Origin of the sequence: Microlunatus sp. Gsoil 973 (assembly GCF_009707365.1) — a bacterium.
Lineage (GTDB): Bacteria > Actinomycetota > Actinomycetes > Propionibacteriales > Propionibacteriaceae > Microlunatus.
The window spans coordinates 2,948,942-2,974,864 of sequence record NZ_CP046122.1 but is presented as its reverse complement, the minus strand read 5'-3'; the positions used below and the strand labels follow the sequence as shown (position 1 = coordinate 2,974,864).

Sequence of the window (25,923 nt, the reverse complement as noted above, 5' to 3'; positions counted from 1 at the left end):
CCGGCCGTCCGCGTTGATCGTTCAATCAGTTGATCATGCCGCCTGGCGCACCGGCTTGAGCGCCGTGGCCCAGGCCTCGAGCTGGTCGAAGAGAACCTTGGCGGACTCTTCGTGCTGGGGGCCCGGGTTGAACTCGGAGAAGTTCTCGAAGTCGTGGAACAGCGAGAAGGAAAGCTGTTGACGGACGTGGGCGATCTGCAGCTCCGATGCGACGCCCCGCAGGTGCTCTATGGCGCGGGCGCCACCCAGTGACCCGTAGCTGACGAAGCCCGCAGCCTTGTTGTTCCACTCGGCGTAGAGGTAGTCGATGGCGTTCTTCAGCACTGCCGAGGTGGAGTGGTTGTACTCCGGAGTTACGAAGATGAAGCCGTCGTAGCCGGCGATCTTCTCCGCCCACGCCAAGGTGTGCGCGTTCTGGTACTGCCCGACCGACGGAGGCATCACCTCATCGAGGTGGGGAAGCGGGTAGTCGGCGAGATCGACCAGTTCGTACTGGGCGCCGGACCGTTCGGACGCCTTGGCCAACACCCAGTCGGCGACGGCCTTGCCGTTGCGGCCAGGCCGGGTGCTACCGAGGATGATCGCAATCTTCAGGTCACTCACTAGTGATCCCTTCCGGCCCGGAGAGGCCATTCTGCAGAGGGGTAGACTTGAACCTTCAAGTGAAAGCGTAGGGCATTTCGTATGAAGCTTCAAGTGAGACTCCGGGATCCTCAGAATCGTCCCGCCGGGACCTGCTCGCACCCTAGGGTTGGAGCCATGTCCAACGAAGCCGTCTCCCAGGACGCCGGACATACCGAGCGCGAGGACAGCCGGCGGCCCGGCGATGACGCCGCCGCCGAGCCGCGCTGGCTCTCGGAGTCCGAACTCCAGGTCTGGCGTGCCCTCACCCTGTTGATCGCGCGGCTTCCCTCGGCACTTGAATCGCAGTTGCAACGCGACTCAGGGCTGAGCTTCGTCGAGTACTACGTGCTCGCCGGGCTGTCGGATGCACCGCAGCGCACGATGCGGATGAGCCAATTGGCGATGTTCACCTATTCCGAACTGTCCCGGCTCTCCCATGTGATGACTCGGCTGGAGCGACGCGGCCTGGTCCGCCGGGAACCCGATCCGACCGACGGCCGGTGCACCAACGCGATCCTGACCGATGAGGGATACGAGCTGCTCGTCGCGGCCGCTCCGCGTCACGTCACCACGGCCCGCGAGCTGGTCGTCGACGCCCTTGACAGCGACCAACTTCAGGAACTGGGCCGGATCAGTGAGCGGATCGTGGCCAGCATCGACGGGCGTCTGGAACGGGAGACGATCGCCCGGGAGGCATGAGTCGCACAGAGAGCTCCGCCCGCTCACCGATGCGGGCGGAACGATAGGTCGCCGATAGAGTGACCCCGTGCTGAGCGACGGCTTGCAGAACGACAGAACGCTTCGCGATATCACAGTCTTCTCCGGGTCGGCCCATCCAGAGTTCGCCGAGGAGATGTGCGACATTCTCGGGATCGAGCTGGCGCCGCGCCGGACAACCCGCTTCAGCAACGACTGCCTGCAGGTTCAACTGCGGGCGAACTGTCGGCAGCGGGATGTGTTCATCGTGCAGCCGCTGGTCCCGCCGGTGCAGGAGAACCTCGTCGAACTGTGCCTGATGCTCGACGCCGCCCGCGGCGCATCGGCGGCACACATCACCGCGGTGATCCCGCACTACGCCTACGCCCGCTCGGACAAGAAGGACGCGCCCCGGATCTCGATCGCCGGCAGGTTGGTCGCCGACATGATCGCCACGGCTGGGGCGACTCGGGTGGTCACGATGGCCCTGCATGCCCCGCAGGTGCACGGCTTCTTCTCGATCCCGGTTGATCATCTGAACGCGGTGCACGAGCTTGCCGTTCATTTCAAGCAGACCGACCTCACCGACACGGTCGTGGTCTCGCCCGACCTCGGCAACGCCAAGGTGGCGGCCCAGTTGGCCCGCAAGCTCGGTCTGCCGGTCGCGGCCGGCTCCAAGCGACGGCTGGCCGATGACAGGGTGGTGATCGACACCATCGTCGGTGACGTCGTCGGGAAGAACGTGATCATCTTCGATGACGAGGTCGCCAACGCCGGAACGATCGTCGAGCTCCTGGCGCGGTTGCGCGACCGCGATGTCCGGCGGATCTCACTGGCCTGTACTCACGCGTTGTTGACCGGGAAGGCGATCCAGCGCCTGAAGGGTGAGACCGGCATCGACGAGATCGTGATCACCAACACCGTGCCGCTGGCGCCGGAGAAGCGGCTGCCGAACCTGGTCACCCGGTCGGTCGCGCCGTTGTTCGCCGAGGCCGTGCGCAGGATCAGCTCCGGGCAGTCGGTAAGCAGCCTGTTCAGCGACGAACCGACCTACGGATGACACGGACCCGCCACCGGCCCGGCTGCGGCTGCCGGTCCGGTGATGGGATCGTGGGACGGTCAGTTGATCATGGCTGGTTGATCAACAGGGTCCGCAGCGCCTTGATGAAGGTCTGGCCGTTGGGCGTGCCGATCCCGGTCATGGTGTCGTAGCCCTTGGTGGTGCCCTGCGCGGTGTAGGCGCGATCCTGGAATCCAGAGTCTGCAGGCTGTCGATGCCGCACAGGTCGTTGGACTCGGGGCAGAAGACCGCGGCCCGTTTGGCCGGTGTCGACCTGGTCACCGGCAGCGCGTCGTGTACGGCGTTCGTGCCGGCTAGCGCGTACAGGGCTGGGTTGGCGAAGCCGAGCTGCCCGCCGCGCTGTTGGACCGTTGCCACCATCCCGGCGACCAGCGGAGAGGAGAGGCTGGTGCCGCCGTCGGCGAACACCCAGTAGCTGTCGCCCTTCTTGATCGATTCGACATCCACCTGCTGGATTCCGGTGAAGGCATCGGCGACCGCCGAGATGTCGGGTACGACGCGTCGCGGCTCGGTGGTGTCGCCGACTCCAGGCAGCGCAACCGATGCCGGAACCACGCCACGCTGATACCTCGGTTGCTTCCAGATCAGGCTGGTGCCACCGCCCGCGGCGCTGCGGTTGATGCCGTCGTTGATGTAGCCCTTGGCGCCGACCTCCAGATACTGGTTGGACCAACCGGTCTCGAACAGGCGCTGGTTCCTGGCGCCGATGCCCAGACTCGTGCCGCCGACCGAGATGGCGAACGGATCGCTCGCCGGCACGAAGACACCCGGATCGTCACCGGAGGCGAAGTACATTCCGACCCCTTCGGCGGCCGCCCGTACCAGGATCTGGTGCATGACGTCGACGAAGTCGCCGGGCACGGACTCGTCGGTCAGACCCCAGGAGTTGGAGGCAATGGTGGCGAGCGGCGCGTTCCCCGTCCCGTTGATCACGGCAAGATCGGCATCGAAGAGCGCCTGCGCGCCGAAGTCCCTCGCGGTGCAACCGTCCCCGCCGACGAGCAGATGTCGGGCGCCGGGTGCCATCGCGTACCGCCTCGACATCCAGTTGTTCCTCGATGTCGAACGGATTGCCGCAGGCGTTGCCCCGGCCCAGCGAGAGCTCCTGGTAGTTGACCGCCTTCGGCTTCGGCAGTCCGCCGAGCTTGGCGAAGCGGGTCAACGCCTTGACCATCTTGTACGGCGTACCGATCTCGATGTAGGCGACCGTCTGACCCGCGCCGTTATTGCTGGAGTTCATCCCGTACGCCGCCCGCAACTGCCTGCCGGTGTAGCCGCACACTGCGTAGGGGAACGCGGTCGCGCCGCGATACTTCAGCAGTCCCTTCTTGACCTTCTGCCCGTAGTAGGTCGAACAGTTACTGTCCGCTGCCGCAGCGCTCTTTGACCCGCCCCGGGATGTCTGGAGACTTCATTCGTTGGAAGGATGAAGCCTTATGTCACGTCCCTCGTCATGCCCCAAGGAGCTGCGGGAGCGCGCGGTCCGGATGGTCGCTGATACCAAGGGCGACTACCCGTCAGAGTTTGAGGCGATCAAGTCGATCGCGGCCAAGCTTGGTATTGGTTCGGCCGAGACCCTGCGCAAGTGGGTCCGTCGGGCCGAGATCGATGCCGGTCAGCGGCCCGGGGTGACTAGCGAGGAGTCGGCCCAGCTCAAGGCGTTGAAGAAGGAGAACGCCGAGCTGCGCCGGGCGAATGAGATCTTGAAGGCCGCGTCGGCTTTCTTCGCGGCGGAGCTCGACCGCCCACACCGGTCCTAGTCGATTTCATCGCCGAGTACAGGGACCGGTTCGGGGTCGAGCCGATCTGTGCCGTGCTGACCGAGCACGGCTGCCCGATCGCCCCGTCCACCTATTACGACGCTCGCAATCGTCAACCCAGTAAGAGAAACCTACGAGATCAGGAGTTGATCAACTTGATCCAGGCCGAGCGGAACGGCAAGTTCGCCCGGCTGCTCGGTGCCCGCAAGATGTGGCTGCGGCTACGCGGCAAGGGTCACGATGTCGCCCGCTGCACGGTGGAGCGGCTGTTCCGCCAGCTCGGCATCAGCGGCATCACCCGGGCCAAGGCGCCGCGGACCACGGTCCCAGACCAGAAGGCCGAGCGGCCGACCGACCTGGTCGACCGGGCCTTCGTGGCCAGTCGGCCCAACCAGCTGTGGTGTGCCGACTTCACCTACGTCCCGACCTGGGAAGGAATGGTCTATGTGGCGTTCGTCTTCGATGTGTTCTCCCGCCGGATCCTCGGCTGGCGGGCGGCCACCTCGATGACCACCGACCTGGTGCTGGACACCCTGGAGATGGCGATCTGGATCCGCCGCAAGGACGGGATCACCGACCTGTCCGGGCTGGTGCACCACACCGATGCCGGCAGTCAGTACACCTCGATCGCCTTCACCCAGCGGCTGGTCGATGCCGGCGTCGATGCCTCCGTCGGCACCGTCGGGGACGCCTACGATAACGCCCTGGCCGAGTCCCAGATCGGCCTCTACAAGAGCGAACTGATCTGGCCGGGCGGGCCTTGGCGGGGCCGTGATCATGTCGAGATCCAGACCCTGGACTGGGTGCACTGGTTCAACACCGAACGCACCCACGAGTCGATCGATGACTTCACCCCGGTCCAAGCCGAACAGTTCCACTACACCCACCAAGCCCGGCTCAGCCAAACCGGCTGAACCACAAAATCCGGTCTCCGGAAACTCCGGGGCGGGTCACTTGATGTTCGCGCGCGGGGTGCGGCTGTGGAAGGTCTGTGGCTGGACGTTGTCCAGACCGGTGACGGCAAGGACCTTGGAGGCGATGGTGGCGGGCAGGGTGACCTCGCGGTCGTTGGAGCGGATCGTCCGGGTGCTGCCGTGCGGGCCCGGCACCCGGTACCGCTCGATCGTGACCAAGAACGCATTCTGCACGGTGGCCTTGCTCGGTCCGTACTTCGCTGTGTACTGCTACGGCGACAGGAAGCGGTGGTAGTCGGATGTCCCCGGGATGCTCACGGCGGCAGCAAGGCGTCTGCCGACGTCCGCGGCCTGAGCCACAGTTGCACGGTCATCAGTGCAGAACTGTCGACGTGCCCGACGGCCTGTCGTCCGCGTACCTGCGGCGACAGGCTGCCGGAGAGGCGGTGAGGGTGAGTGCCGGGGTCGGCATGGGCCGGCCCGGTTGCCAGCACCAGGTACCCCGCAGCGAGCAGGGCTCCGGCAGCCAGTTGTCATCCACGATTCTTTTGGCGTCGGTCCCCGCTGCGCATCGGCGCAGCGGCGAGAAAGTCGGCAGTCTCCGTCAACCGACCGGAGGGTGCAGGATCCGACCGTTGGCTGATGCGCCCGGCCGACCTGTCGCTGAACCTCAGCGGCTGCGGGTAGCTCAACCGTTGCTGGCAGGAGCGCTCGGCTGGACCGTCGCATACGTCGAGTTGTTGCCGTCGACGATCGGGACGGTGACCTGCTGGGAGCCGGCCTTGGTGAAGGTGAGAGTCAGGCTGGCGTTCAGGCCGGCCGGCAGCGAGGCCGCCTTGACGGTGACCGGTGACTGGTCGACCAGCACCACCGCCTCGTTCCCGCCCACGCTGATCGGGTTTGCGACGTCGACGGTCAGGGCGTCGCCGGTGCTTCCGTCAGGCTTGAGGACGTTGCCGGTCACGCTGGTCAGCGAGTCGTCGTCCTGCGCCACCATGGTCGCCGAAAGGAAACCGGATGTCGGAGTCTTGGCGATGATCATCAGACCGCCGACCTTGATCGTGGAAGAGGTCGGCTGGCCGTTCGGGCCGGCGCCGACATAGATGTCCACGCCGTCGGACGGGGTGTAGGGCTGCAGGGTCTGGACGTTGAAGCCGCATGCTGACAGGGCGAGCAGCAGTGCGCTCAGGGCCGCCGCCGCACCGATCCGGCCGCGCTTCCCGGCCGTCCTCGAGGTCTGCGAAATCTGCTTCACCGTGGTCCTACTCCTAGTGCTCGGCCAGTCGACGTTCTGTTCCGACGATCTACTACAGACGATCGTCGTCAGCCTAGCGAGTGCCCGGCCCGCCGCGCAGCCAAGGTCGCCCGGCGGTTTCGGCCAGTCGTCCACACCCCTGGTTTGGAGTGCCGCGCTAGCCTTGGATGTGCTGCGATCAGCCCTCACCAGGCACCTCCCGGAAACCTTCTCTCGACGTCTTCACACCACGCGTGAGTGGGCGTTGGAGGCCGTCCGAATCTGAGATGGTTAGCAGCGCGAAGCACATCCGACCGTGGTTTGTCAACCTCTCGTCATCGCCGATTGTGGCTCTGGCTAGCACAAACGCTGGCTACCAGACCCTGAGAGCGTGCTAAACTGGAGGTCGCGAAAGGGGTAGGTAGACAAATATGACCTTCACAGTCGGCGAAACGGTGGTTTACCCCAATCACGGGGCGGCCGTCATCGAGGACATCGAAACTCGCAAGATCAAAGGCGAGGACCAGCTCTATCTCGTACTACGCATCGTCGGCCAGAACGACCTCGTCGTGAGGGTTCCGGCCTGCAATCTCGATCTCGTCGGAGTGCGGGATGTGGTGGGATCTGAGGACCTGGAGAGGGTGTTCAGCATCCTCCGGGCCCCACGAACCGTTGAGCCGACCAACTGGTCGCGGCGCTACAAGGCCAACATCGAGAAGCTTCATTCCGGCAACGTGATGCGGGTGGCCGAGGTTGTCCGTGATCTGTGGGGCCGGGAGCGGGAGCGTGGGCTCTCCGCCGGTGAGAAGCGGATCCTCGCCAAGGCCCGGCACATCCTCGTCTCGGAGCTCGCGCTTGCCGAGAAGATCGAGGAGGACAAGGCCGAGGAGCTGCTCGAGGAAGTTCTGGCCTCCTGAGGCAGCGGAAAGACTGACAAGTGGGCGGGCATCCATCCGGGTGCCCGCCCTTCCTCTGCCTGATCCTTGTTGCGTGATTCTTAGTCGCTCGACCATTAGCAGGGAGCACACAGATGGCACCGGACTTCCGGACCGGCATCGGCGTCGATGTGCACCGCCTGGTGGCCGGCCGGCCGATGTGGATGGCGGCGTTGTATTTCCCGGACGAGGACTGTGGTCCGGAGGGGCATTCCGACGGCGACGTCGCATGTCACGCGATCTGCGATGCCCTGCTCGGTGCCGCGGGTCTGGGCGACCTCGGTAGCAATTTCGGCACAGACCGACCGGAATGGGCCGCCGCGGCGGGGACCGCCTTCCTTGCCGAAACCGTACGGCTGGTCGGCCGGGCGGGGTTCAGAGTCGGCAACGCAGCGGTGCAGGTGGTCGGCAACCGGCCGAGACTCGGTTCGCGCCGTCAGGAGGCCGAGTCGGTGCTTTCAGCCATCGTCGGTGCCCCGGTCTCGGTGGCCGCGACGACGACCGACGGTCTCGGGCTGACCGGACGTGGTGAGGGGATCGCGGCGATCGCGACAGCGTTGCTGATCCGGTCCGAGAGCCCGGGCGGGCGACCCGCTACTTGACCTTGCCCGACGGGGCGGTGAACGTGTTGCACTTGCCGACCTGGGACGTTCCCAGGCCCTGCCGAGCCCAATAGAGCCGATTGTCGCCATGGCCGTGGGTCGACTCGATCGCCGGGTCCTGGCTGAGGGTGTCGTCGCCGATGGCGACGAAGATCACTTCCATCGCCGGCACATCGCTCTGCCTGATGCCGAGCGACTGCGACGTCGCGCGCAGGAACAGTCCGGAGAAGCAGTCCGCCTGGGTCTCGACCCGACGGCTCATCTCCAGGCCCTCGGCTGTCTTCATGCCGGCTTGTTGCTCCAGGCCGTCGGCCGAGATCAGGATCCCGGTCCTGGCCTGGACGGCATGGCCGAACTCGTGGGCGAGCACCAGATCCGGACCCCACTTGGATCCCTTCAGATCGGCGACGACGTCGGGCAGGGTACGGCTGTAGTACACCTGCTGATCGGCCGGGCAGTAGAAGGCGTTGCCGCCGCCGGCCTTGCCACACTTGGTGGTCACCGAATCTCCGTAGATGGTCACACTCGGTCGGACGATCTGGTAGCCGGCCGCTGTTACCGGCGGCTCCCAGGCGCGCACCAGACAGGCCATCAGGTCATTGAGGTGGGTTGTCAACTCGGCGTCGGTCGACTGATCGGTGATCGGCTTGAGCTCGCACCGGATCGGCAACGGCATGGACTGGTCGTAGAGCTTGTTGGCGGTGATCCACTGCCTGGCCTGGCCGTAGGTGTCCGGCGCGGGCAGCGGTGGCGGGTTCTCGTCCGGTGGCGGGACCTTGTAGCTGTCGTTCTGATAGGCGACGGCGGTGCCGGACCCGACGACCAGGTTGACCACGACCAGTCCGACCAGCGCAGCCGCAACCAGGGTCATGACGGCGGCCAGGACCTTCTTCAGCGGGTTGCTCCGCTGCGCCGGCGGCCGGAACGAACCGGGCGGTGCCGGCCACGGCTGCCCGCCCATGCCGCCCGACGGATCGGGACGCCAATTCGGCCGGCCGGGGGTTGTGGCCAGCCCTGGGGCGCCCTGCCGAACTGCCCGCCCGGCACGTTGCCAGGCTGTCGACGTCCCCATTGCTGCTGAGTCACGATCACCAACCCTAATGGCCTGACGGTGCAACCTCGATCTGCCCTCGCTGTGGGATAGTTTCCACCGAGCAGGCCCGGCAAGGACCAATTCCGACGTCCGGGCCGACCGGCCGGAACCGACCGAGAAGGGGCGCTTGGTGCACCAGAGAGTTCAGCGACATTCAGTGGCCAGGCGTCTCCTGACCGCAGCCGCAGCGTTGGTCGGCGTGCTTCTTGTCGGGCAGGTCCTGTCCGGTGTCCTTCCCGCAGCGCACGCCGAAGGCTCCGCGAGCGCGGTCGATGTTGTGGCAACGCTGGATCGCAGCGGGGTTCTGAAGGTGCAGCAGAAGATCACCTTCTCCGGGACGGCACCGTCGGAGGTCCGACAGACCTTCGAGACCGGCGAGACACTGGTCGGTGACCGGACCCGTGAGTACGACCTCAGCGGGATCACCGCAACCGCCGACGGCAAGAACCTGACTCCCACGACGGACCGCAGCGGTGACCTGACCACGGTCGCCTTCCGACCGGGCAGCGCGAGGACCGCCACGCTCGATTACACAGTCGCCGGCGCGGTGATCAACAACGGTGGCAATCCGGCGCTGCACTGGCGTTTCCTGCAGGGACTGTCGCTGAGCGTCCGGGAGTTCACCGCGCAGGTCAGCATCCCGGGCACCCTCAGCTACGTCGACTGCACCTCCGGGCCGCCGAACGCTACTACGCCGTGTTCGGACTACTCGGCGGTCGCTTCACAGACTCCGACCTTCCACGACGGGCCGCGTGGGGAGGGCGAGGTCGTGGCCGTGGAGATCGGCTTCCCGGCGAACGCCGTCCCAATCAACGAGAAGATCGTCGAGCACTGGTCGCTGGCCAGGGCCTTCTCGGTCAAACCTCTGCCGCTGGGGATCGCGATCGGTCTGCTGGTGCTCGGGGGCCTCGGCCTGGTGGCGGCACATCGCCGGATCGGCAGGGACAGCACCCCGGGGGACGACGTCCGCAAACCGGCCGAATTCGTGCCGGTCGCCGAGGGACAGTCCGAATTCCGGGTGGTGGGGGACATTCGTCCGGGCCACGTCGGAACCGTGGTCGACGAGCGGGTTGATCCGATCGACATCACCGCAAGCCTGCTCGACCTGGCGGTCCGCGGTCATGTCCTGATCACCGAACTGCCGCCGACCAGCAAGTACGCCCGGACGGACTGGCAGCTGACCCGAACGGCCGAGAACCAGGCGCCGGATGATCTTCGTCCCTTCGAGAAGGCCTTGTTGGACGCGGTCGCGCCCGCCGGGGAGGGTGCGCTGGTCTCCCAACTCGGGAGCAGAATTCGCGAGTCCTCGTCGCGGGTGCAGTCGGAGCTGTACGACGAGATGGTCGCCAACGGCTGGTTCCAACGGCGCCCGGACGCCACCCGCAACACGTGGACCCGGGCTGGGCTGGCCGGTGTGATCGCCGCTGTGGTGATCACAGCGCTGCTGGCGGCCTTCACGGAGTTCGGACTGGTCGGTATCGCGCTCATCCTGTTGTCTCTCGGACTGATGTTCATCGGCCAGGAGATGCCGGCTCGGACGGCGCAGGGGTCGGCGTTGCTGGCCGGTCTCGGCGCGCTGCGTTCGGATCTGCTGAGCACGCCGACCGACCGGATGCCGCCCGGGCGCGAGCTGTCGGAGTTGTCGGAGGTGCTGCCGTACGCGGTCGTGCTGGGCGGCGCCGAACGGTGGCTGGACGCCATCGTCGCCGCCGATGACGACGACGAGCCCGACTCGGAGGATCTCAGCTGGTACCACGGGCCGGACGACTGGCAGTTGGCTGATCTGCCCCACTCGTTGCGGAACTTCATCATCACCGTGAACGGGACGCTGTTCGCCCGCTGAACGGCAGGCTCATCAGGTCGACGAGCGGGGGACCAACTCCATCGGGGTGAGTTCGATGCCGTGGTGGGGGCGGCCGGCGATGGCGTCGAGGAGCAGTTCGGCCGCCCGACGTCCGAGGTCCTCCAGCAGCAGATCGATCGTCGTCAGCGGTGGCCGACTGGCGAGGGCCATCACTTCCCAGTTGTCGAAGCCGGTGACCGCGATCCGTTGCGGGACGGGTATCCGGAGTTCCCGGAGCCGGTCGGTGACGCCTCGAGCGATCTGATCGCTGCCGCAGGTGATGGCATCGACCCCAAGATCCCTTCCGCTGGACGGTTCGGTCAGCTGATCAACGCCGCCGAGCGCGTCAAGGAGTTGATCAACCGCCCGGCGACCCCACTCCTCGCTCCACTCGCCGAACAATGGGGGAGCGGCCAGGGTCGACCCGCGCTCCCTCAGTGCGGCGATGGCCGTCTCGGCCCGCACCTCTGAGGCGTGCTTGTGCGGTCGGCCGCCGATGTGGGCGATCCGCCGCCTGCCACGGTCCAGGAGATGATCGATGATCTTGGCCATCCCGTCGGCGTCGTCGGGAACGACCGATGCGTCGACGGGATCGGTCGAGGGTGCGAAGGCGTAGACGACCGGGATGTCGGTCCGGATCGGCGGCCGCGGATCGGTGGTCCGCCCGGTGACGATGATGCCGTCGACCCGGCGCGCCCGGAAGGTCCGCAGGTGGTACGCCTCCCGCACCGGGTCGTAGCGGGTGGTCGCCATCAGCGCTGACATCTCGCCGGCCGCCAGGGCGTTCTCCGCACCCAGCATGACCGGGATGCTGAACCGGCCCGCGGCGTCGACGCTGAGCAGTCCGACTGTGTAACTGCGCCGGGCGGCCAGCCAACGGGCGTCCGGGTCGGGGACGAAGCCGAGCTGTTCCGCGGCCGCCTTGATCCGTTGCCTGGTGCTCTCCTTGAGCGATCCGGTGTTGTTCAGCGCCTTGGAGACAGTGCCGGGGAGACGCCGGCCAGCGCTGCCACGTCAGTGATGCGAACCGGCCGCTGCAGGCTGGTCATCTCCACCTCCTGGTTTCCCCTCGTTTCCTCCACTTGGCTTCCTGCAAGTGCTGGAATGCTACGCGATTCCGACCTGAGGCGTTGACGGCGTCACGCAATCAGTAATAGCTTTCGGGAAAACGCTTTTCCTACGTTTCTTTAGCGCTCGAAGGAGACCGCTCGATGACCACTGGTGGACCGGCACAGCCAACTGCCAACGCCTGGTCGGCCTTCCGGCCGATCGCACCCGGTGACGTCCGGATCACCGGCGGCCTGTGGGCCACCCGGGCCGATCGCAACCGCAAAGCCGCGATCCCGACCGGTCTGCAGCAACTCCGGGAGTTCAAGAACCTGCTCAACCTGGAGATCGCCGCCGGGCGGACGACCGGTGAGCCGGTCGGCCCGATCTTCGCCGACTCCGACGTTTACAAGTGGCTGGAAGGTGCCGCCTGGGAATACGGACGGCAGCCCGACGAGGGTCTCCTGGACGACATTCTCGGCATCGTCGGCCTGCTGGCCGACGCCCAGGAGCCCGACGGCTATCTCAACTCCGTTGTCCCGGTCCGCGACGGTGGACGCTACGTCAACCTTCCGCATCATCATGAGCTCTACTGCTACGGCCACCTGATCCAGGCAGCGGTGGCGCTCAATCGGGCGGCCGGCAGGCCGGAGTTGCTGGACATCGCGATCAAGGTCGCCGACCATCTCGCGGAGACGTTCGGGCCGGATCTCCGACACGATGTCGACGGCCACCCGGTGATCGAGATGGCGTTGGTCGAGCTTTTCCGTGAGACCGGGGAACGACGGTATCTCGATCTTGCGCAGTATTTCGTCGACGCCCGCGGCACCGGCCTGATCGCCGGCTACGGCCTTGCGCCCGCCTACTTCTCCGACCGGGTCCGGGTCCGGGAACAGACCACAGTCGAGGGTCATGCCGTCCGCGCGGTCTACCTGGCGGCAGGAGCAACCGACGTCGCGGTGGAGACTCATGATCAGGAGTTGCTCGATGCGCTCGAGGTCCAGTTCGCCTCCATGGCGAACGAGAAGGAGTATCTGACCGGCGGCCTCGGATCTCGCTGGGAGGGCGAGGCGTTCGGCGATCCGTACGAGTTGCCTCCCGATCGCGCCTATGCAGAGACCTGCGCGGCCATCGGCGGCCTGCAATGGGCATGGCGGTTACTCCTCGCCACAGGCAAGCCGGATTACGCCGACCAGATCGAACGGATGCTCTACAACGGTGTGCTGCCAGGGGTCTCGCTGTCGGGAGACCGGTACTTCTATGTGAATCCGCTGCAGTTGCGCGACAACGCGTTGGCAGACACCGAGCGCAGCCCTGCCAACGGGCGACTGGGCTGGTTCGGCTGCGCCTGTTGTCCCCCGAACGTGATGCGAACGTTCGCCAGCCTCGAAGGCTACGTCGCCAGCAGCGACGGCGACGGCGTTCAGATCCACCAGTACGTCCCGGGTGCGATCAGTACGGGTGATCTTGGTCTGAGGGTTGACACGCAGTACCCGTGGCGGGGAACGGTGACGATCACCGTCGAATCGGCTCCGCAGGTCGGGCAGGCGATCAGCGTCCGGATCCCCGCGTGGGCACAGGGTGCCACGCTCGCCGGTCAACCGGTCGAGCCCGGGACGTACGCCAAGATCAACAGGATCTGGCAGCCGGATGACCAGCTCGTTCTCGAACTTCCGCTGGCGCCGCGGCTGACCGTCGCCGACCCGCGAGTTGACGCAGTGCGCGGCTGTGTTGCGGTCGAGCGCGGGCCGCTGGTCTACGCCCTGGAGCGCGAGGATCAGCCGGACGGGGCAGCTCCGGATGATCTTGCTCTGGACCCGTCCGAGCCTCTGACCGAAGAGGAATCGGCCCTGCTGGAGGGCATTGTGGTCGTCAGGGCCAAGGGAGCTGTCATTGATCGCGACGCGGTGTCACCGGGCTACAGCCGGCACCCCGGACCCACGCTCTCCCGAGGAAGCACCGAGCTGATCGCCATTCCTTACCACTTGTGGGCCAACCGTGGTCCGCAACCGATGAGGGTCTGGATTCCGTCCGTCTGAGACCGGCGCGCCTGGCCCGCACCAACCTCCTCCCCCAAAGAGGGACGTAGCTCGTATTCAAAGGAGAATCACATGAGTTCACCCACCTGGAGGCCGAACCGCCGAGAGCTGTTCCGGTTCGCCGGGCTCGGCGCCGCCGCAGCAGCGATCCCCGGTCTGGCCGCCTGTGGCGGAGAGAGCGTGACCGGAGGATCAACGAGCGAACTGCAGTTCATGTACTGGGGCTCGTCCTTCGAGAAGACGGCCATCGAGGCAATGCTCAAGAGCTTCCAAGACTCGCACAAGAAGGTCACGACCAAGCCGCTGTACACCCCGGACGATTACACCACCAAGCTGAACACTCTTGTGGCCAGCCATCGCTCACCGGACCTGGCCTATCTCGGTGCGCCCGATTGCTTCCGCTTCGGCACAGCCGGGAACCTGCTGAACCTGTACGACTACGTCGACAAGTACCCGGGCCTGAAGGATCGATTGCCCTACACCTACTTCTGGTACGGCCAGGACAAACTGGCAGGCATTCAGACGGCCAACGAAGTCCAGCTGCTGTGGTACAACCGCAAGGCGTTCGGCGACGCAGGGCTCGACGTTCCCCCGGCTGACGCGTCGAAGGCCTGGAGCTGGGACGACTTCGTCGAGATGGCCCACAAGTTGACCCTCGATCAGAACGGCAGGAGTGCGGACCAGTCCGGCTTCGATCCGACCAAGATCCGGCAGTTCGGCTGTTCCATCGGCACCGTGCTCGGGCTCAACGCCGAAGCTCTGGTTCGCAGTAACGGCGGCTCCTTCTTCAGCGAGGACGGCACACAGTGCACGTTGGATTCCGCAGCAACGGTCAAGGTCTTCCAGGACATCGCTGATCTTGCCTACAAGTATCACGTCGCGCCGACGACGACGCAGCTGGGGAACAACGCTCCGACGACGACCGTTCAGCTCAAGACCCGCCGTATCGCCATGGTGGCAGACGGCCAGTGGGATCTACTGGACATGGCGCAGAGTGATCTTGACTTCGGCATGGGAGTGCTGCCTCAGTACGCCAAGCCAGTCACCATCGGACAGGGCGGCGCCACCTCGATCTTCGGCGCGACCAAGAACAAGGAGATGGCACTCGAGCTGTACCTGTATCACAACGATCCTGCCAAGGTGAAGCTCTTCTCCGACGGACTGTGGATGCCACTGGAGAAGAAGTACTACACCGATCCGAAGCTGATCGACCTCTGGACCAAGAACAAGGCGCACCCGGCGGAGTTCAAGTCGGCCGTGATCGACTACGCGCTGAACAATGCCGTGGCGACCTGGACCCAGAGCATCAAGAACAGCAGCGCCATCTCCGAGCTCATCACACCGCCGCTGCAGCAGGTGGACAACGGCAAGAAGTCGGCGGCCGAGGTGTGCAGGATGGTCGCTGGGAAAGTCCAGCCGCTGTTGAAAGGTAGCTATCCCCAGGGCGATCTGTCGTGACCGTCGAGGCCACGGCACGATCGCCGCGTCGACGGCTCTCCGGTCTCGGGCGTGTCGAGCAGCGATGGGGATGGATCTTCGCGCTGCCGGCGATCGCCGGTTTCCTGATCTTCACGATCGGACCGATGATCGCCTCGGGCGTGTTCAGCCTCACCGACTGGACGATCGGTCTGTCGCCGCGCTTCATCGGCGGCAAGAACTACCACACCCTCGTCCATGATCACTTGTTCTGGAAGTCGCTGACCGTCACGGCGTACTACACCATCGGCTCGGTACCTCTGGTGCTGATCGTTGGCTTCGTCATAGCCATGCTGCTGAACCAGAAGATCAAGGGTCTTTCCTTCTGGCGGACCATCTACTTCCTGCCGACGTTGGTGCCCGCGATCGCCAGCGCGGTCCTGTGGATCTGGATCTTCAATCCCGACTTCCGGACTGCTCAACGCCCTCCTGCGCGGTGCCGGGTTGCCGACATCGCAATGGATCTACAGCGAGCGCACCGCCATCCCATCGCTGATCCTGATGAGCACCTGGGGCTTCGGAAACGCCATGGTGATCTTCCTTGCGGGTCTCCAGGGCATCCCGCGCCAGCTCCTCGAAGCGGCGTCGATCGACGGTGCGGGCACCTGGGCACGGTTCCGCAGCGTGACCCTGCCGTTCATGACACCGACGATCTTCTACAACCTGGTGACCGGCGTCATCGCCACCTTCCAGGTTTTCAACCAGGCCTACGTGATGACCCAGGGCGGCCCGAACAACGCGACGCTCTTCTACATCTACTACCTGTACACGAAGGCCTTCACCCAGGGGCAGATGGGGTATGCCGCGGCTCTGGCCTGGGTGCTGTTCGTGATCGTCCTGATCGTCACCCTGTTGCTGTTCCGCAACGCCCGGAGCTGGGTCTACTACGAGATGGGGGACGCCCGATGAGCCAGGAGACCATCCCCGTCGGAGCAGAAGAGCGAGAGTCCTCGACGGGACGAACCGATCGACGGCCCCGCGGCCGCGTCGCGCCGACGTCGGGCCTGCGACCGCATGGTCACCGGCCGGGCCGGACGGCCGGCCGGGTCGTCCTGTGGCTGGTGCTCATCGTCGGCGCTGCGGCGATGCTCATCCCGTTCCTCTGGCTGGTCCGCAGTGCTCTGATGAACGACGACCAGATTCTGATCGCTCCGCCCGAGTGGTGGCCCAGGCCGTTCGCCTGGGGCAACTTCTCCGGTGCACTGACCGCCCAACCGTTCGCGCTGTACTTCCTGAACACGATCACCATCGAATTCGTGGTGATCACCGGAACGGTGCTGACGTGTGCCGTGTCCGCCTTCAGCTTCTCCAGGCTGCGGTGGCGGGGGCGCAATGTCGTGTTCGCGATTCTGCTGACCAGCGTGATGTTGCCCTACGCGGTGACGCTGATCCCGACCTTCATCATGTGGAGCGAGCTCCAGGCGCTGAACACGTTCATCCCGTTGATGGTCCCGGCGTGGTTCGCCGGCGCCGGCGGCGGCGTCTTCAACATCTTCCTGATGCGCCAGTTCTTCCTGACGATCCCGTTCGAGCTCGACGAAGCTGCCTACATCGACGGTGCGAGCCCGTGGCGGGTGTTCTGGACGATCATCATGCCGCTGTCGAAGCCCGTCATCGTCGTGGTGGTGATCTTCACCTTCATCGGCGTGTGGAACGACTTCCTGGGCCCGCTGCTCTATCTGAGCAGCGACAACAAGTTCACGCTGGCACTGGGACTGGCTTCCTTCCAGGGGCAGTACACCGCTCAGTGGGGTTACCTGATGGCGGCCTCCACCGTCGTCATCCTCCCGATCATCTTGTTGTTCTTCTTCCTCCAGCGTTACTTCGTCGAAGGTGTCACTCTGACCGGGGTCAAAGGCTGAATCGGAGTCCGCGAATCATTCGATTAACGTGCCAACCAGCCGCCGTCGACCGGGATGATCGCTCCATGGATGTAGTCGGCGGACGGTGATGCCAGGAAGACGGCGACACCGGCCAGATCGGCCGGGGTGCCCCACCGTCCGGCCGGGATCCGGGCGCTGATCTGTTCGTTGCGGGCGGTGTCGGCGATCAGCGCCGCGTTCATCTCGGTGTCCATGTAGCCCGGTGCGATGGCGTTGACGTTGACTCCGCGTGCCGCCCACTCGTTGCACAGCGCCTTGGTCAGCTGGGCGACCGCGCCCTTGCTCGCGGCGTAGCCCGGCACCCGGTAGCCACCGGACCAACTGACCATCGACGCGATGTTGATGATCTTGCCGTAACCGCGGTCCAACATCGGCCCGCCGAGCAGCTGGCACAATCGGAAGACCGCACGCAGGTTCACCTGCAGCACCCGATCGAAGTCGGACATCGCGAAGTCGACCGAATCATCCCGGTGCTGCAGGCCGGCATTGTTGATCAGGATGTCGATCTGCCGCCCGCCCAGCAGATCCCCGATCACCCGCTCGACCTGATCGAGGTCGGTCAGATCCAGCCGGACGGCGGTCACGGTCCGGTCGAGCTCCGATGCGTACCGTTGAAGATCATCAGGGATCGTTCCCCGTTGCGCGGTGATCACGTCGGCTCCGGCAGCCAGCAGGCCCTCGGTCATGCCGCGTCCCAGACCACGGGCACCGCCGGTGACCAGCGCCGTCCGTCCGGTCAGGTCGAAGATCATGACGCCAACCTAATGCGTGCGGCTCAATCCCTGCCGGACTCGGCACGGATGACCGATTCGTCGGCCAGCCAGCCCAGCGCTGTTCGCGGATCGTCACAGGTCGTACCGTCCACGCCGAGCTCGAGCGCGTTGTGCAGATCGGCACGGTCCCGGCACGGCCAGGCGTGGACCGGAAGACCAACATCATGGAGCTCGGAGACGACATCGGCGGTCAACCCGTCCCAGCCGGAGTGGACCCGGACCGATCCGGTTTCCTTGATCAATCCCTCCGGCCCGCCGTCATGATCGAGCGCGTCGGTCCAGGCGGAGACGATCACCCCGCGCGGGATGTCGGGCAGCAGGTCGCTGACCCGGTTCATGGCAGCGACCGAGAAGCTGGTCAGGATGGTGCGCCTGGCATCGCCGGGATGGTCGCGAAGGTAATCAGCGAGCGCATTGATCGCCTCAAGCGCCTTGATCTCCAGCTGGATCGTCCGGGTCGTCGCGGCGTACATCTGCTGCAGCGTAGGGACCCGCTCGCCACCTCCGATGTCGACCGCACCGATCACCGACCAGGGCAGCCCGGCGACTTCACCCAGGCCCTCACCAGCCGGATCCGCGGCGACGCGGTCGAGCGTCGCGTCGTGCAGCATGAACAACTGGCCGTCGGCACTGATCCGGACATCGGTCTCCACCTCGGCAACGCCGATCTCCTCCGCTGCCCGGTAGGAGGCCAGGCTGTTCTCCGGAGCTTCGGCCATGGCTCCTCGATGGCCGACGAGCGCAAAGCTCACAATGCAATCCTTCCCAATGTCATCGGTCCTTCGATCCCGTGGCGGATCTCACCCGGGACGATCCGCTCCGTCGAGAGCCTACGGTCCAACCGGGCTTATCTTCGGTTACAACGATGAACTAGAGTCTGGCCATGGCCTCAGCACGCATTGTCATCGACCCGGCATTCCAGGTCGGCAGCATTGATCGGCGACTTTTCGGATCGTTCGTCGAGCACCTCGGGCGTTGCGTTTACGACGGCATCTACGAGCCGGGACATCCGGCCGCCGATGCCGACGGTTTCCGCACCGACGTCCTGGAGTTGGTCCGGGAACTCGGCGTCTCGACGGTCCGCTACCCGGGAGGCAACTTCGTCTCGGGCTACCGCTGGGAGGACGGCATCGGCCCGCGGGACCAGCGACCGACGCGACTCGATCTTGCCTGGCACTCGACCGAGACCAATGAGGTCGGAGTCCACGAGTTCATGACCTGGGCGCGGGCGGCAGGTGTCGAGCCGATGATGGCGATCAACCTCGGCACCCGCGGCGTCCTGGAGGCCATCGACCTGCTGGAGTACGCCAACGTGCCGTCCGGGTCGACCCTGGCCGACCAGCGGATCGCCAACGGTGCCGCGGATCCGTTCACGATCACGATGTGGTGCCTGGGCAACGAGATGGACGGGCCGTGGCAGCTCGGCCATCGCAGTGCCGAGGACTACGGCAAGATCGCCTCCCAGACCGCGAAGGGCATGCGGCAACTCGACCCGTCGGTCGAGCTGGTCGCCTGCGGCAGCTCCAACCGGCGGATGCCGACCTTCGGCAGCTGGGAACACACCGTGCTGCAGCACACCTACCATGACGTCGACTTCATCTCCTGCCACGCCTATTACGAGGAGAAGGACGGTGACCTGGACAGCTTCCTGGCCTCCGGCGTCGACATGGACCGGTTCATCGACTCCGTTGTGGCCACCGCCGACGCGGTCGGCGCAGGGCTGAAGACCGACAAGAAGATCAACATCTCCTTCGACGAGTGGAACGTCTGGTACAACGTCCGCGACAAGGAGAAGAACACCATCCGCGGCCTGGACAACTGGCCCAAGGCGCCACGCATCCTCGAGGACGTCTACTCGGTCACCGATGCGGTCGTGGTCGGCAATCTGCTGATCTCCCTGCTGCGGCACGCCGATCGCGTACGGGCCGCGAGTCTCGCCCAGCTGGTCAACGTGATCGCGCCGATCATGACCGAACCCGGTGGGCCGGCCTGGCGGCAGACGACCTTCTACCCGTTCGCCGAGACCGCCCGGCGGGCCGTCGGATCAGCACTGCGGCTGACCCTGGACTCCGACACCCACCAGACCGCCGCCTACGGCGAGGTCGCAACGATCGACGCCGCCGGCAGCCACGACCCGGAGACCGGCAACACCAGCCTGTTCCTGATCAATCGTGATCATGGTGGGCCGAGCACGGTCGAGGTCGACCTGACCGCCCTGCCGGGGGCAGCGGTGCAGGACGCGGTGCTGATCGCGGACGACGACCGGCACGCGGCCAACACGCTGGACCGCCAGGACCGGGTCACCCTCGGCCAGCTGACCTCCTACACCCTGGACGGCCACCGGCTGACCGTCGAACTGCCCCCGTTGTCCTGGGCGGCGCTGACGTTGGCCTGATCGCGATCACGACGGGTCGGCCGACGAGTCCGGCTAGCGGCCGACCCGTCGTGGCGCGGGACCCGTTGACGTCCGGATCCTCAGCTCGGCCGGGACGGTGCGGTTGGGGCGCCGGGGGTTCTTTCCGGTGGTCACCCGCTCGAGCAGCGCCTGCGTTGCCAGCTCGCCGGCAAGCTCCGCCGAGCCGGCGACCGTGGTCAGGGACGGCTGGACGAGATCGGCGCCGAAGATGTCGTCACAGCCGACGATGCTGATCTCATCCGGAACGCCCACCCCAAGACTGCCAAGCCCGCGCAGCAGGCCCAACGCCTGGAGATCGTTGTACGCGATCACCGCTGTCTCAGTTCCTCCGGCCACCGCCCCCGCTGCCTGCTCTCCGGCATCGAGGGTCGGCGGGTGGAAGCCCAGCCGCCGGCAACCGATTTTGTGCCGATCCGCCGCCGACTCGACCGCGTGCCAGCGGCGCGGCTCGAACCAGGCGGATTCGGGGCCGCCGAGATAGGCGATCTCGCGGTGTCCGAGCTCGGCAAGATGGTCGACGACCGCCTCCAGGGCCGGCAGCGTGTCGATCAGCACACTGGGAACCCCCTTGATCCGCCGGTTGACGCTGACAATCGGGAACTTCTGCGACAGCTCGGCAAGATCGGCATCGGACAGTCGTGGCCCGGCCAGCACCGCGCCGTCGGACGTCCGGCGGGCAGCGATCAGGTGGGCACGTTCCTGGTCATCGAGCTCCTCTGTGTCGACCAGCATCTGGGTGTAACCGGCTCGCGCGGCCTCGTGTTGCGCTCCGCGGATCAGGTCGAAGAAGAACGGGTTGGTGATGTCGGGCAGCACCAGGGTGATGGCCTCGGACTTGCCGGTGTGCAGCCACCTGGCCTGCGGGCTGGGCGAGTAACCCAGCTGCTCGGCGGCCCTGCGGACCCGCTCCGCGGTCTTTGAGGCGACCATCTCGGGACGGGCCAGGGCCCGGGACACGGTTGCCGGTGACACACCGACCGCGGTGGCGACGTCGCGGATCGTCGCGTGACTTCGCTCCATCGAGAGCCCGCCCTTCCGAAACTGGTCTCAGACTGCCGCTTCTCGCGACAGACAACTCAAACGTTTGCAGTATCGTCCGGTTCGGCAATAGAGTGCAAGAGCAAACGAGCGGCGTGCGAGGACAATGATGACCTGTCGTGGGATGACCGGAGACGAACTCCGCAACCTGGCGCGACCGATCCTGATCATGTTTCCTGATCAGGACCTCGCGTCCGCCGCGCGGAAACGGCGGCGCCAGGCCGAGCGACCCGCCCCGAGGGCACCGCTCCGATCGCTGCGCGACCCAAATGATCATCACCATAGCAACCGACTGCAATGGGTAGGCAACCGCGCGGGCCGTCGGCAGACTGAGGCCGAAGGCGTACGAGTAGATCCGGAAGGAAACCATGAACCAGCCAGTTCGCTTCGCAGCCGTCGGTCTTGATCATGCCCACATCTTCGGACAGGTCGGCGGCCTGGTCCGGGCAGGTGCGGAGCTCGTCGGAATGGCCACCGACGACCCGAACGCCGCTGTCGCCCAGCAGCTGCGCGAGCAGAGGTCCGACGTGCCGTTCGTTGACTCGGTCGACGAATTGATCGAGCGGGACGACATCGACCTGATCGTCACTGCGGCGGTTCCCGATCGGCGCGGTCCGATCGCGGTGCAGGCGATGAAGGCGGGCAAGGACGTCGTGGTCGACAAACCGGGCTGCACGACTCTTGATCAGCTCGAGGAGATCCGGCAGACGGTCGCCGACACCGGCCGGTTCTGGTCGGTGACGTTCTCCGAACGCTTCGAGGTGCCGGCGGTCAGCAAGGCCGGCGAGCTCGTCCGCGAGGGCAGGATCGGGAAGGTCGTCCAGACCCTCGGACTCGGCCCGCACCGGGTCGGCGACCGTGCCCACCTGGCCGGTGGCAAGGGACGGCCGGAGTGGTTCTACGACAAGGCCCGCTACGGCGGCATCCTGGCCGACATCGCCTCTCACCAGATTGATCAATTCCTCTGGTTCACCGATTCGACGACGGCCGAGGTGGTGGCCAGCACCGTCGGCAATTTCGCCAATCCGGACACCCCGGGGCTGCAGGACTTCGGCGAGATCCTGTTGCGCAGCGAGGGGGCCCAGGGCTACATCCGGGTCGACTGGTACACGCCCAAGGGCCTGCCGACCTGGGGCGACGGCCGGTTGATGGTGTTGGGTACGGAGGGCTACATCGAGATGCGCAAGTACATCGACATCGAGGGCCGCCCCGGCGGCAACCACCTCTTCCTCGCCGACAACAACGGCACCGAATACGTCGACTGCTCCGACGTCACCCTGGACTACTACCCGAACCTGATCAACGACGTGCGCGATCGGACCCAGACCGCGGCGCCGCAGGAACACACCTTCGAAACCATGCGGTTGGCGCTGGTCGCGCAGCAGAACGCGACCCTCCGCGGAGCCGCTGAATAAGGAGAGTTTGATGGCAGACGGACCCTTGAAGGTCGCCGTCGTCGGCTGCGGGAACATCGGCAATCGTCACGCCGCCGGCTACCTGGCCACCGGCAGCACCGAGCTGGTCGGCGTTGCGGACGTGATCAAGGAACGTGCCGACGGCTACGCCGAGAAGTACCGATCCCGCGCCTACGGCAGCGCCGAGGAGTTGCTGGCCGAGCAGCAGCCCGACCTGGTGTCGGTGCCGACGCCGCCCGGCACCCATGCCGAGATCGCACTGCAGGCGCTGGCCGCCGGAGCCTCGGTCCTGTTGGAGAAACCGCCCGTGCTCAGCCTGGCGGAGTTGGACGCACTGGCCGAGGCGGAGGCCGAGAGTGACGGCAAGGTCTATGTGATCTTCCAACACCGGCACGGCTCCGGCGCCCAGCGGGCGCACCGGCTGTTGTCCGGCGGCGAGCTGGGTACGCCACGCGTGGCGGTGTGCGAGACTCTGTGGTTCCGGCCGCGGAGCTATTTCGATCCCGACTGGCGCGGCACCTGGGTCGGTGAGGGCGGCGGCCCGACCCTCGGGCACGGCATCCATCAGATCGACCTGCTGTTGCACCTGCTGGGGCCGTGGAAGACGCTCACCGCGACCGCTGTCCGGCTCGACCGACCGGTGCAGTTCGAGGACGTCTCCCTGGCGACGGTGATCTTCGAGAACGGCGCGGTTGGGACCGTGATCAACAGCCTGCTGTCACCCAACGAGTTGAGCCGGATCCGGATCGACACCGACGGCGGATCGCTCGAGGTCGACCATCTGTACGGCTACTCCGATGCCGACTGGTCGTTCCATCCCGCGCCGGACGCGGCCCGTGCGGCGACCTTCGGGCTCAACCCGGGAGAGCGCGATGCGGACGCGTCCGCTGCGGAGGCGGAATGGAATCCGTGGACCGCGTCGGCGGGTGAGGACGCACCGAGCAACCACCAGGCCCAGATCAGCCGGTTGGTCGATGACCTGCTGGCCGGCCGGACGCACGAGACCACGCTGGCCAGCACCCGACCGACGATGGAGTTCGTCAGCGCCCTGTACGCGTCGTCGCTCAACGGTGGGCCGGTCGATCGTGCCGAGTTGGTGCCCGGACATCCCTTCTACGCCGCCTTGAACGGTGGTGTCGATCAGGCCGACATCGACAAGGCGATGATCATCGGCTGATCATGACCTCGGCGACACTCCGGCCCGTTGAGCACCGTGGGTGGTGAGCAGGGTCTGGATCGCAGTCCGTGACTTCTCATCCGGCGCCCACCTGACGCAGTCCAACGGTCTGTCGCCGTGGCCGGTCGGTGCTTCGGGATCGGCCCCGCGTTCCAGCAGCAGCCGTACGCTGCCGATCTGGCCGCCGGCAATTGCCCCGGCCAGCGGCGTCGGCCAGCCGACCGCCCGGTCACGCGACGCCGGCACGTCGCTGAGGAAGCCGTCGAGAATCCCGGTCAGGCCGAGTTTGGCAGCATCCGGTGCGTTGAGCCGGGCACCGCGATCCAGCAACAACCTGACGGCCTCGGGGTGTCCTTCCTCCCGCGCCCACAGCACCGGCGAGGAATTGTGCTGATGATCACGCAGATCAAGGTCGGCGCCGCCGGCGATCAGGGCGGTGATGCTGTCGAGATCGCCGACACCGGCGGCATGGTGCAGTGCGGTCGCGCCTGTCTCGTCAGTGACGTCGGGATCAACGCCGGCCGCCAGCAGGATCTTGACCGCAGCGAGATCACCGGTTCGGACGAAGTGATGCAGCAGCAAGCCGGCGCGCTGCGGGTCCACCCGGCCGATGATCGACCTGACCGCGGTGTCGTCACCACGGCCTGCGGCCGCCGCCAGTTCGTCGACGGGCCCGGGACCGAGGCGCATCGTCGGTCGTGCCTGGACGAACGTCCAGTGCCTGCCCTCAAGATCGGCCGCTCGGTAGGTCATCGAGCCGTGGGTGCTGATTCCGGAGATGATCTCGGCGCCGGCCGCCCGTGCGTGATCGAAATGCACCTGCAGGTCGTCGACGAACACCCAGACGTCGTGATCATGAACCGGTTGATCATGATCGTCTGATGCGAACAACATCACCAGGCTGTTGCCGACGTGGAACTCGATCCAGTCCGGACTGTCGCCGGGCTCCGGAGCATGATCGACATCCCAGTCACCGAGCCGGAAGACCGATCGCAGCCAGCGGGCGGCCTCAGCCGGATCCCGGTAGTACAACGCGACGCCGAGTCGGTCGATCTCCCGCGGCCGCCGGTCCGCGGTGTCCCGCCGACGCAGCCACGCGTCGTAGGTGTACAACATGTTCACCCAGCCGAAGCCGGCCTGGGCCGGATCGGCACCGGGCAGCAGATACTGCCGAACGCTGACCCGGGTCCCGGATTCGATCTTGGTGAAGGTGACGTCGACCTCCATGACATCCCCGGTCAGTACCAGACGTCGTCCGGGTTCCCAGACGGTGACCCGTTCCCGGGCGTCGATGTCCCCGGTCGCCTCGTCGCAGATCTCCACGACGCGACCGCCGACGCCCGGCTCGATGCGCAGTTCGGTGATCGTCGACGCGTTGTAGTGGTTGATCGGGCCGCGGACCCACCACAGGTCGATCTCGCTGGTGAAGACGGTGAACGCGGTCGACGGGTCGACCGCAACGTCGACCGCGGACCTCGCCTCGGTGCGGGTGGTTTCGGTGCTCATGACATACGCCCCTTCTGCTCGACATGCCGTTTGAAGGATCCGAGCTGTTCATCCCAGTGCGCCTGCACCTGGTCGAGCCAGGACTGCAGCGCGGTGATCAGTTCGGGCCGGAGATGGAAGATCCGCACCCGCGCGTCGCCGGGGTCGCGGGTGTCGGTGATCAGTCCGGCCTGCAGCAACTGGCGCAGATGCCGGCTCATCACCGGCGCCGAGATCCCCACCCGCTCGGCCAGTTCGCCCGCTCGATAGGGGCGCTCACCGAGGAGTTCGACGACGCGCAACCGGTTGGGATCCGCCAAGGCGGCGAAGATCGCTGTTTGTTGCGCCACAGAGACAATAGTTAGCGATGGCGGCAACTATTGTCAAGACCG

At 66.1% G+C, this 25,923-nt stretch carries 24 protein-coding genes and 1 other annotated feature; of the genes, 13 read left to right on the top strand and 11 right to left on the bottom strand.

Features of this window, described 5'->3' with window-relative positions:
• Positions 1–33 precede the first annotated feature (33 nt).
• Positions 34–603 carry an NADPH-dependent FMN reductase gene (locus tag GJV80_RS14000; protein ID WP_154688422.1) on the bottom strand — a complete coding sequence of 190 codons (570 nt, stop codon included), beginning with the start codon at positions 601–603 and terminating at the stop codon, positions 34–36.
• A 156-nt stretch (positions 604–759) separates the two neighbouring features.
• Here GJV80_RS14000 and GJV80_RS13995 point away from each other — a divergent pair, with 156 nt between their 5' ends.
• Both GJV80_RS13995 and GJV80_RS13990 read left to right on the top strand, forming a co-directional pair.
• Entirely contained in the window at positions 760–1,323 is a 564-nt protein-coding gene (locus tag GJV80_RS13995; protein WP_154688421.1) for a MarR family winged helix-turn-helix transcriptional regulator, read from the top strand.
• A 67-nt stretch (positions 1,324–1,390) separates the two neighbouring features.
• On the top strand, positions 1,391–2,380 hold the full coding sequence (locus GJV80_RS13990) for a ribose-phosphate pyrophosphokinase (protein WP_255455465.1): 990 nt from the start codon (positions 1,391–1,393) through the stop codon (positions 2,378–2,380).
• Between the two features lie 138 nt (positions 2,381–2,518).
• On the opposite strand, the gene GJV80_RS13985 is transcribed toward GJV80_RS13990, so the two are convergent.
• Positions 2,519–3,445, bottom strand: a complete 927-nt coding sequence (locus GJV80_RS13985; RefSeq protein ID WP_154688420.1) for a S8 family serine peptidase — start codon at positions 3,443–3,445, stop codon at positions 2,519–2,521.
• Between the two features lie 392 nt (positions 3,446–3,837).
• Between GJV80_RS13985 and GJV80_RS13980 the strand changes: the two genes are divergently transcribed.
• Positions 3,838–5,075 (top strand): IS3 family transposase gene (locus tag GJV80_RS13980; protein WP_154688419.1). Its coding sequence is split into 2 segments (ribosomal slippage): positions 3,838–4,120 and positions 4,120–5,075, totalling 1,239 coding nucleotides; the frame shifts between segments, so codons are not numbered across the junction.
• Positions 4,119–4,247: a sequence feature (AL1L pseudoknot), on the top strand. Its footprint overlaps the gene before it by 129 nt.
• A 36-nt stretch (positions 5,076–5,111) precedes the next feature.
• Here the strand turns inward: GJV80_RS13980 and GJV80_RS13975 are convergent.
• Positions 5,112–5,294 (bottom strand): hypothetical protein, encoded by a 183-nt coding sequence (locus GJV80_RS13975; protein ID WP_154688418.1) that lies wholly within the window; start codon positions 5,292–5,294, stop codon positions 5,112–5,114.
• 469 nt (positions 5,295–5,763) lie between these two features.
• On the bottom strand, positions 5,764–6,330 hold the full coding sequence (locus tag GJV80_RS13970) for a hypothetical protein (protein ID WP_154688417.1): 567 nt from the start codon (positions 6,328–6,330) through the stop codon (positions 5,764–5,766).
• A gap of 410 nt (positions 6,331–6,740) precedes the next feature.
• Between GJV80_RS13970 and GJV80_RS13965 the strand changes: the two genes are divergently transcribed.
• Together GJV80_RS13965 and ispF are read left to right on the top strand one after the other, a co-directional pair.
• A complete protein-coding gene (locus tag GJV80_RS13965; protein ID WP_091523288.1) occupies positions 6,741–7,226 on the top strand; it encodes a CarD family transcriptional regulator in 486 nt (161 codons plus the stop codon).
• A 113-nt stretch (positions 7,227–7,339) separates the two neighbouring features.
• Positions 7,340–7,846: a 2-C-methyl-D-erythritol 2,4-cyclodiphosphate synthase gene (gene ispF / locus GJV80_RS13960; RefSeq protein WP_154688416.1), complete on the top strand. Its 507-nt coding sequence runs from the start codon at positions 7,340–7,342 to the stop codon at positions 7,844–7,846.
• Here the strand turns inward: ispF and GJV80_RS13955 are convergent.
• Positions 7,839–8,918, bottom strand: a complete 1,080-nt coding sequence (locus tag GJV80_RS13955) for a neutral zinc metallopeptidase (protein WP_154688415.1) — start codon at positions 8,916–8,918, stop codon at positions 7,839–7,841. The two genes, ispF and GJV80_RS13955, sit on opposite strands and share 8 nt — an antisense overlap.
• A gap of 178 nt (positions 8,919–9,096) precedes the next feature.
• On the opposite strand from GJV80_RS13955, the gene GJV80_RS13950 reads away from it, so the two are divergent.
• Positions 9,097–10,782, top strand: a complete 1,686-nt coding sequence (locus tag GJV80_RS13950) for a DUF2207 domain-containing protein (protein ID WP_195908925.1) — start codon at positions 9,097–9,099, stop codon at positions 10,780–10,782.
• Between the two features lie 12 nt (positions 10,783–10,794).
• Here the strand turns inward: GJV80_RS13950 and GJV80_RS13945 are convergent, their stop codons facing one another.
• Positions 10,795–11,583 carry a substrate-binding domain-containing protein gene (locus GJV80_RS13945; protein WP_230207689.1) on the bottom strand — a complete coding sequence of 263 codons (789 nt, stop codon included), beginning with the start codon at positions 11,581–11,583 and terminating at the stop codon, positions 10,795–10,797.
• A 410-nt stretch (positions 11,584–11,993) separates the two neighbouring features.
• Here GJV80_RS13945 and GJV80_RS13940 point away from each other — a divergent pair, with 410 nt between their 5' ends.
• The 4 genes from GJV80_RS13940 (at position 11,994) to GJV80_RS13925 (ending at position 17,206) form a co-directional block, all read left to right on the top strand.
• Positions 11,994–13,868, top strand: a complete 1,875-nt coding sequence (locus tag GJV80_RS13940) for a glycoside hydrolase family 127 protein (RefSeq protein ID WP_154688413.1) — start codon at positions 11,994–11,996, stop codon at positions 13,866–13,868.
• 72 nt (positions 13,869–13,940) lie between these two features.
• On the top strand, positions 13,941–15,326 hold the full coding sequence (locus GJV80_RS13935; protein WP_154688412.1) for an extracellular solute-binding protein: 1,386 nt from the start codon (positions 13,941–13,943) through the stop codon (positions 15,324–15,326).
• Positions 15,327–15,788: 462 nt separating this feature from the next.
• A complete protein-coding gene (locus GJV80_RS23995) occupies positions 15,789–16,253 on the top strand; it encodes a carbohydrate ABC transporter permease (protein ID WP_230207688.1) in 465 nt (154 codons plus the stop codon).
• Positions 16,250–17,206: a carbohydrate ABC transporter permease gene (locus tag GJV80_RS13925; RefSeq protein ID WP_154688411.1), complete on the top strand. Its 957-nt coding sequence runs from the start codon at positions 16,250–16,252 to the stop codon at positions 17,204–17,206. The genes GJV80_RS23995 and GJV80_RS13925 overlap by 4 nt, the downstream gene beginning before the upstream one ends.
• A gap of 23 nt (positions 17,207–17,229) precedes the next feature.
• Here GJV80_RS13925 and GJV80_RS13920 read toward each other — a convergent pair whose 3' ends face one another.
• Together GJV80_RS13920 and GJV80_RS13915 are read right to left on the bottom strand one after the other, a co-directional pair.
• Positions 17,230–17,979, bottom strand: a complete 750-nt coding sequence (locus tag GJV80_RS13920; protein WP_154688410.1) for an SDR family oxidoreductase — start codon at positions 17,977–17,979, stop codon at positions 17,230–17,232.
• Between the two features lie 23 nt (positions 17,980–18,002).
• The gene (locus tag GJV80_RS13915; protein ID WP_230207687.1) at positions 18,003–18,752 is read right to left on the bottom strand and encodes a glycerophosphodiester phosphodiesterase family protein; all 750 of its coding nucleotides are present in this window, start codon (positions 18,750–18,752) and stop codon (positions 18,003–18,005) included.
• A gap of 131 nt (positions 18,753–18,883) precedes the next feature.
• Here GJV80_RS13915 and GJV80_RS13910 point away from each other — a divergent pair, with 131 nt between their 5' ends.
• Positions 18,884–20,395, top strand: coding sequence for an alpha-N-arabinofuranosidase (locus GJV80_RS13910; protein ID WP_154688409.1), 1,512 nt, complete (start codon positions 18,884–18,886; stop codon positions 20,393–20,395).
• Between the two features lie 33 nt (positions 20,396–20,428).
• On the opposite strand, the gene GJV80_RS13905 is transcribed toward GJV80_RS13910, so the two are convergent.
• Positions 20,429–21,436, bottom strand: a complete 1,008-nt coding sequence (locus GJV80_RS13905; RefSeq protein WP_154688408.1) for a LacI family DNA-binding transcriptional regulator — start codon at positions 21,434–21,436, stop codon at positions 20,429–20,431.
• Positions 21,437–21,822: 386 nt separating this feature from the next.
• Between GJV80_RS13905 and GJV80_RS13900 the strand changes: the two genes are divergently transcribed.
• Positions 21,823–22,869: a Gfo/Idh/MocA family protein gene (locus GJV80_RS13900; RefSeq protein WP_154688407.1), complete on the top strand. Its 1,047-nt coding sequence runs from the start codon at positions 21,823–21,825 to the stop codon at positions 22,867–22,869.
• 10 nt (positions 22,870–22,879) lie between these two features.
• Positions 22,880–24,046: a Gfo/Idh/MocA family protein gene (locus GJV80_RS13895; RefSeq protein WP_154688406.1), complete on the top strand. Its 1,167-nt coding sequence runs from the start codon at positions 22,880–22,882 to the stop codon at positions 24,044–24,046.
• On the opposite strand, the gene GJV80_RS23230 is transcribed toward GJV80_RS13895, so the two are convergent.
• Together GJV80_RS23230 and GJV80_RS13885 are read right to left on the bottom strand one after the other, a co-directional pair.
• Positions 24,047–25,552: an ankyrin repeat domain-containing protein gene (locus tag GJV80_RS23230; protein ID WP_195908924.1), complete on the bottom strand. Its 1,506-nt coding sequence runs from the start codon at positions 25,550–25,552 to the stop codon at positions 24,047–24,049. It abuts the gene before it with no gap.
• Complete coding sequence (locus GJV80_RS13885; RefSeq protein WP_154688405.1) at positions 25,549–25,881, bottom strand: helix-turn-helix transcriptional regulator; 333 nt, start codon at positions 25,879–25,881, stop codon at positions 25,549–25,551. The genes GJV80_RS23230 and GJV80_RS13885 overlap by 4 nt, the downstream gene beginning before the upstream one ends.
• Positions 25,882–25,923 lie beyond the last annotated feature (42 nt).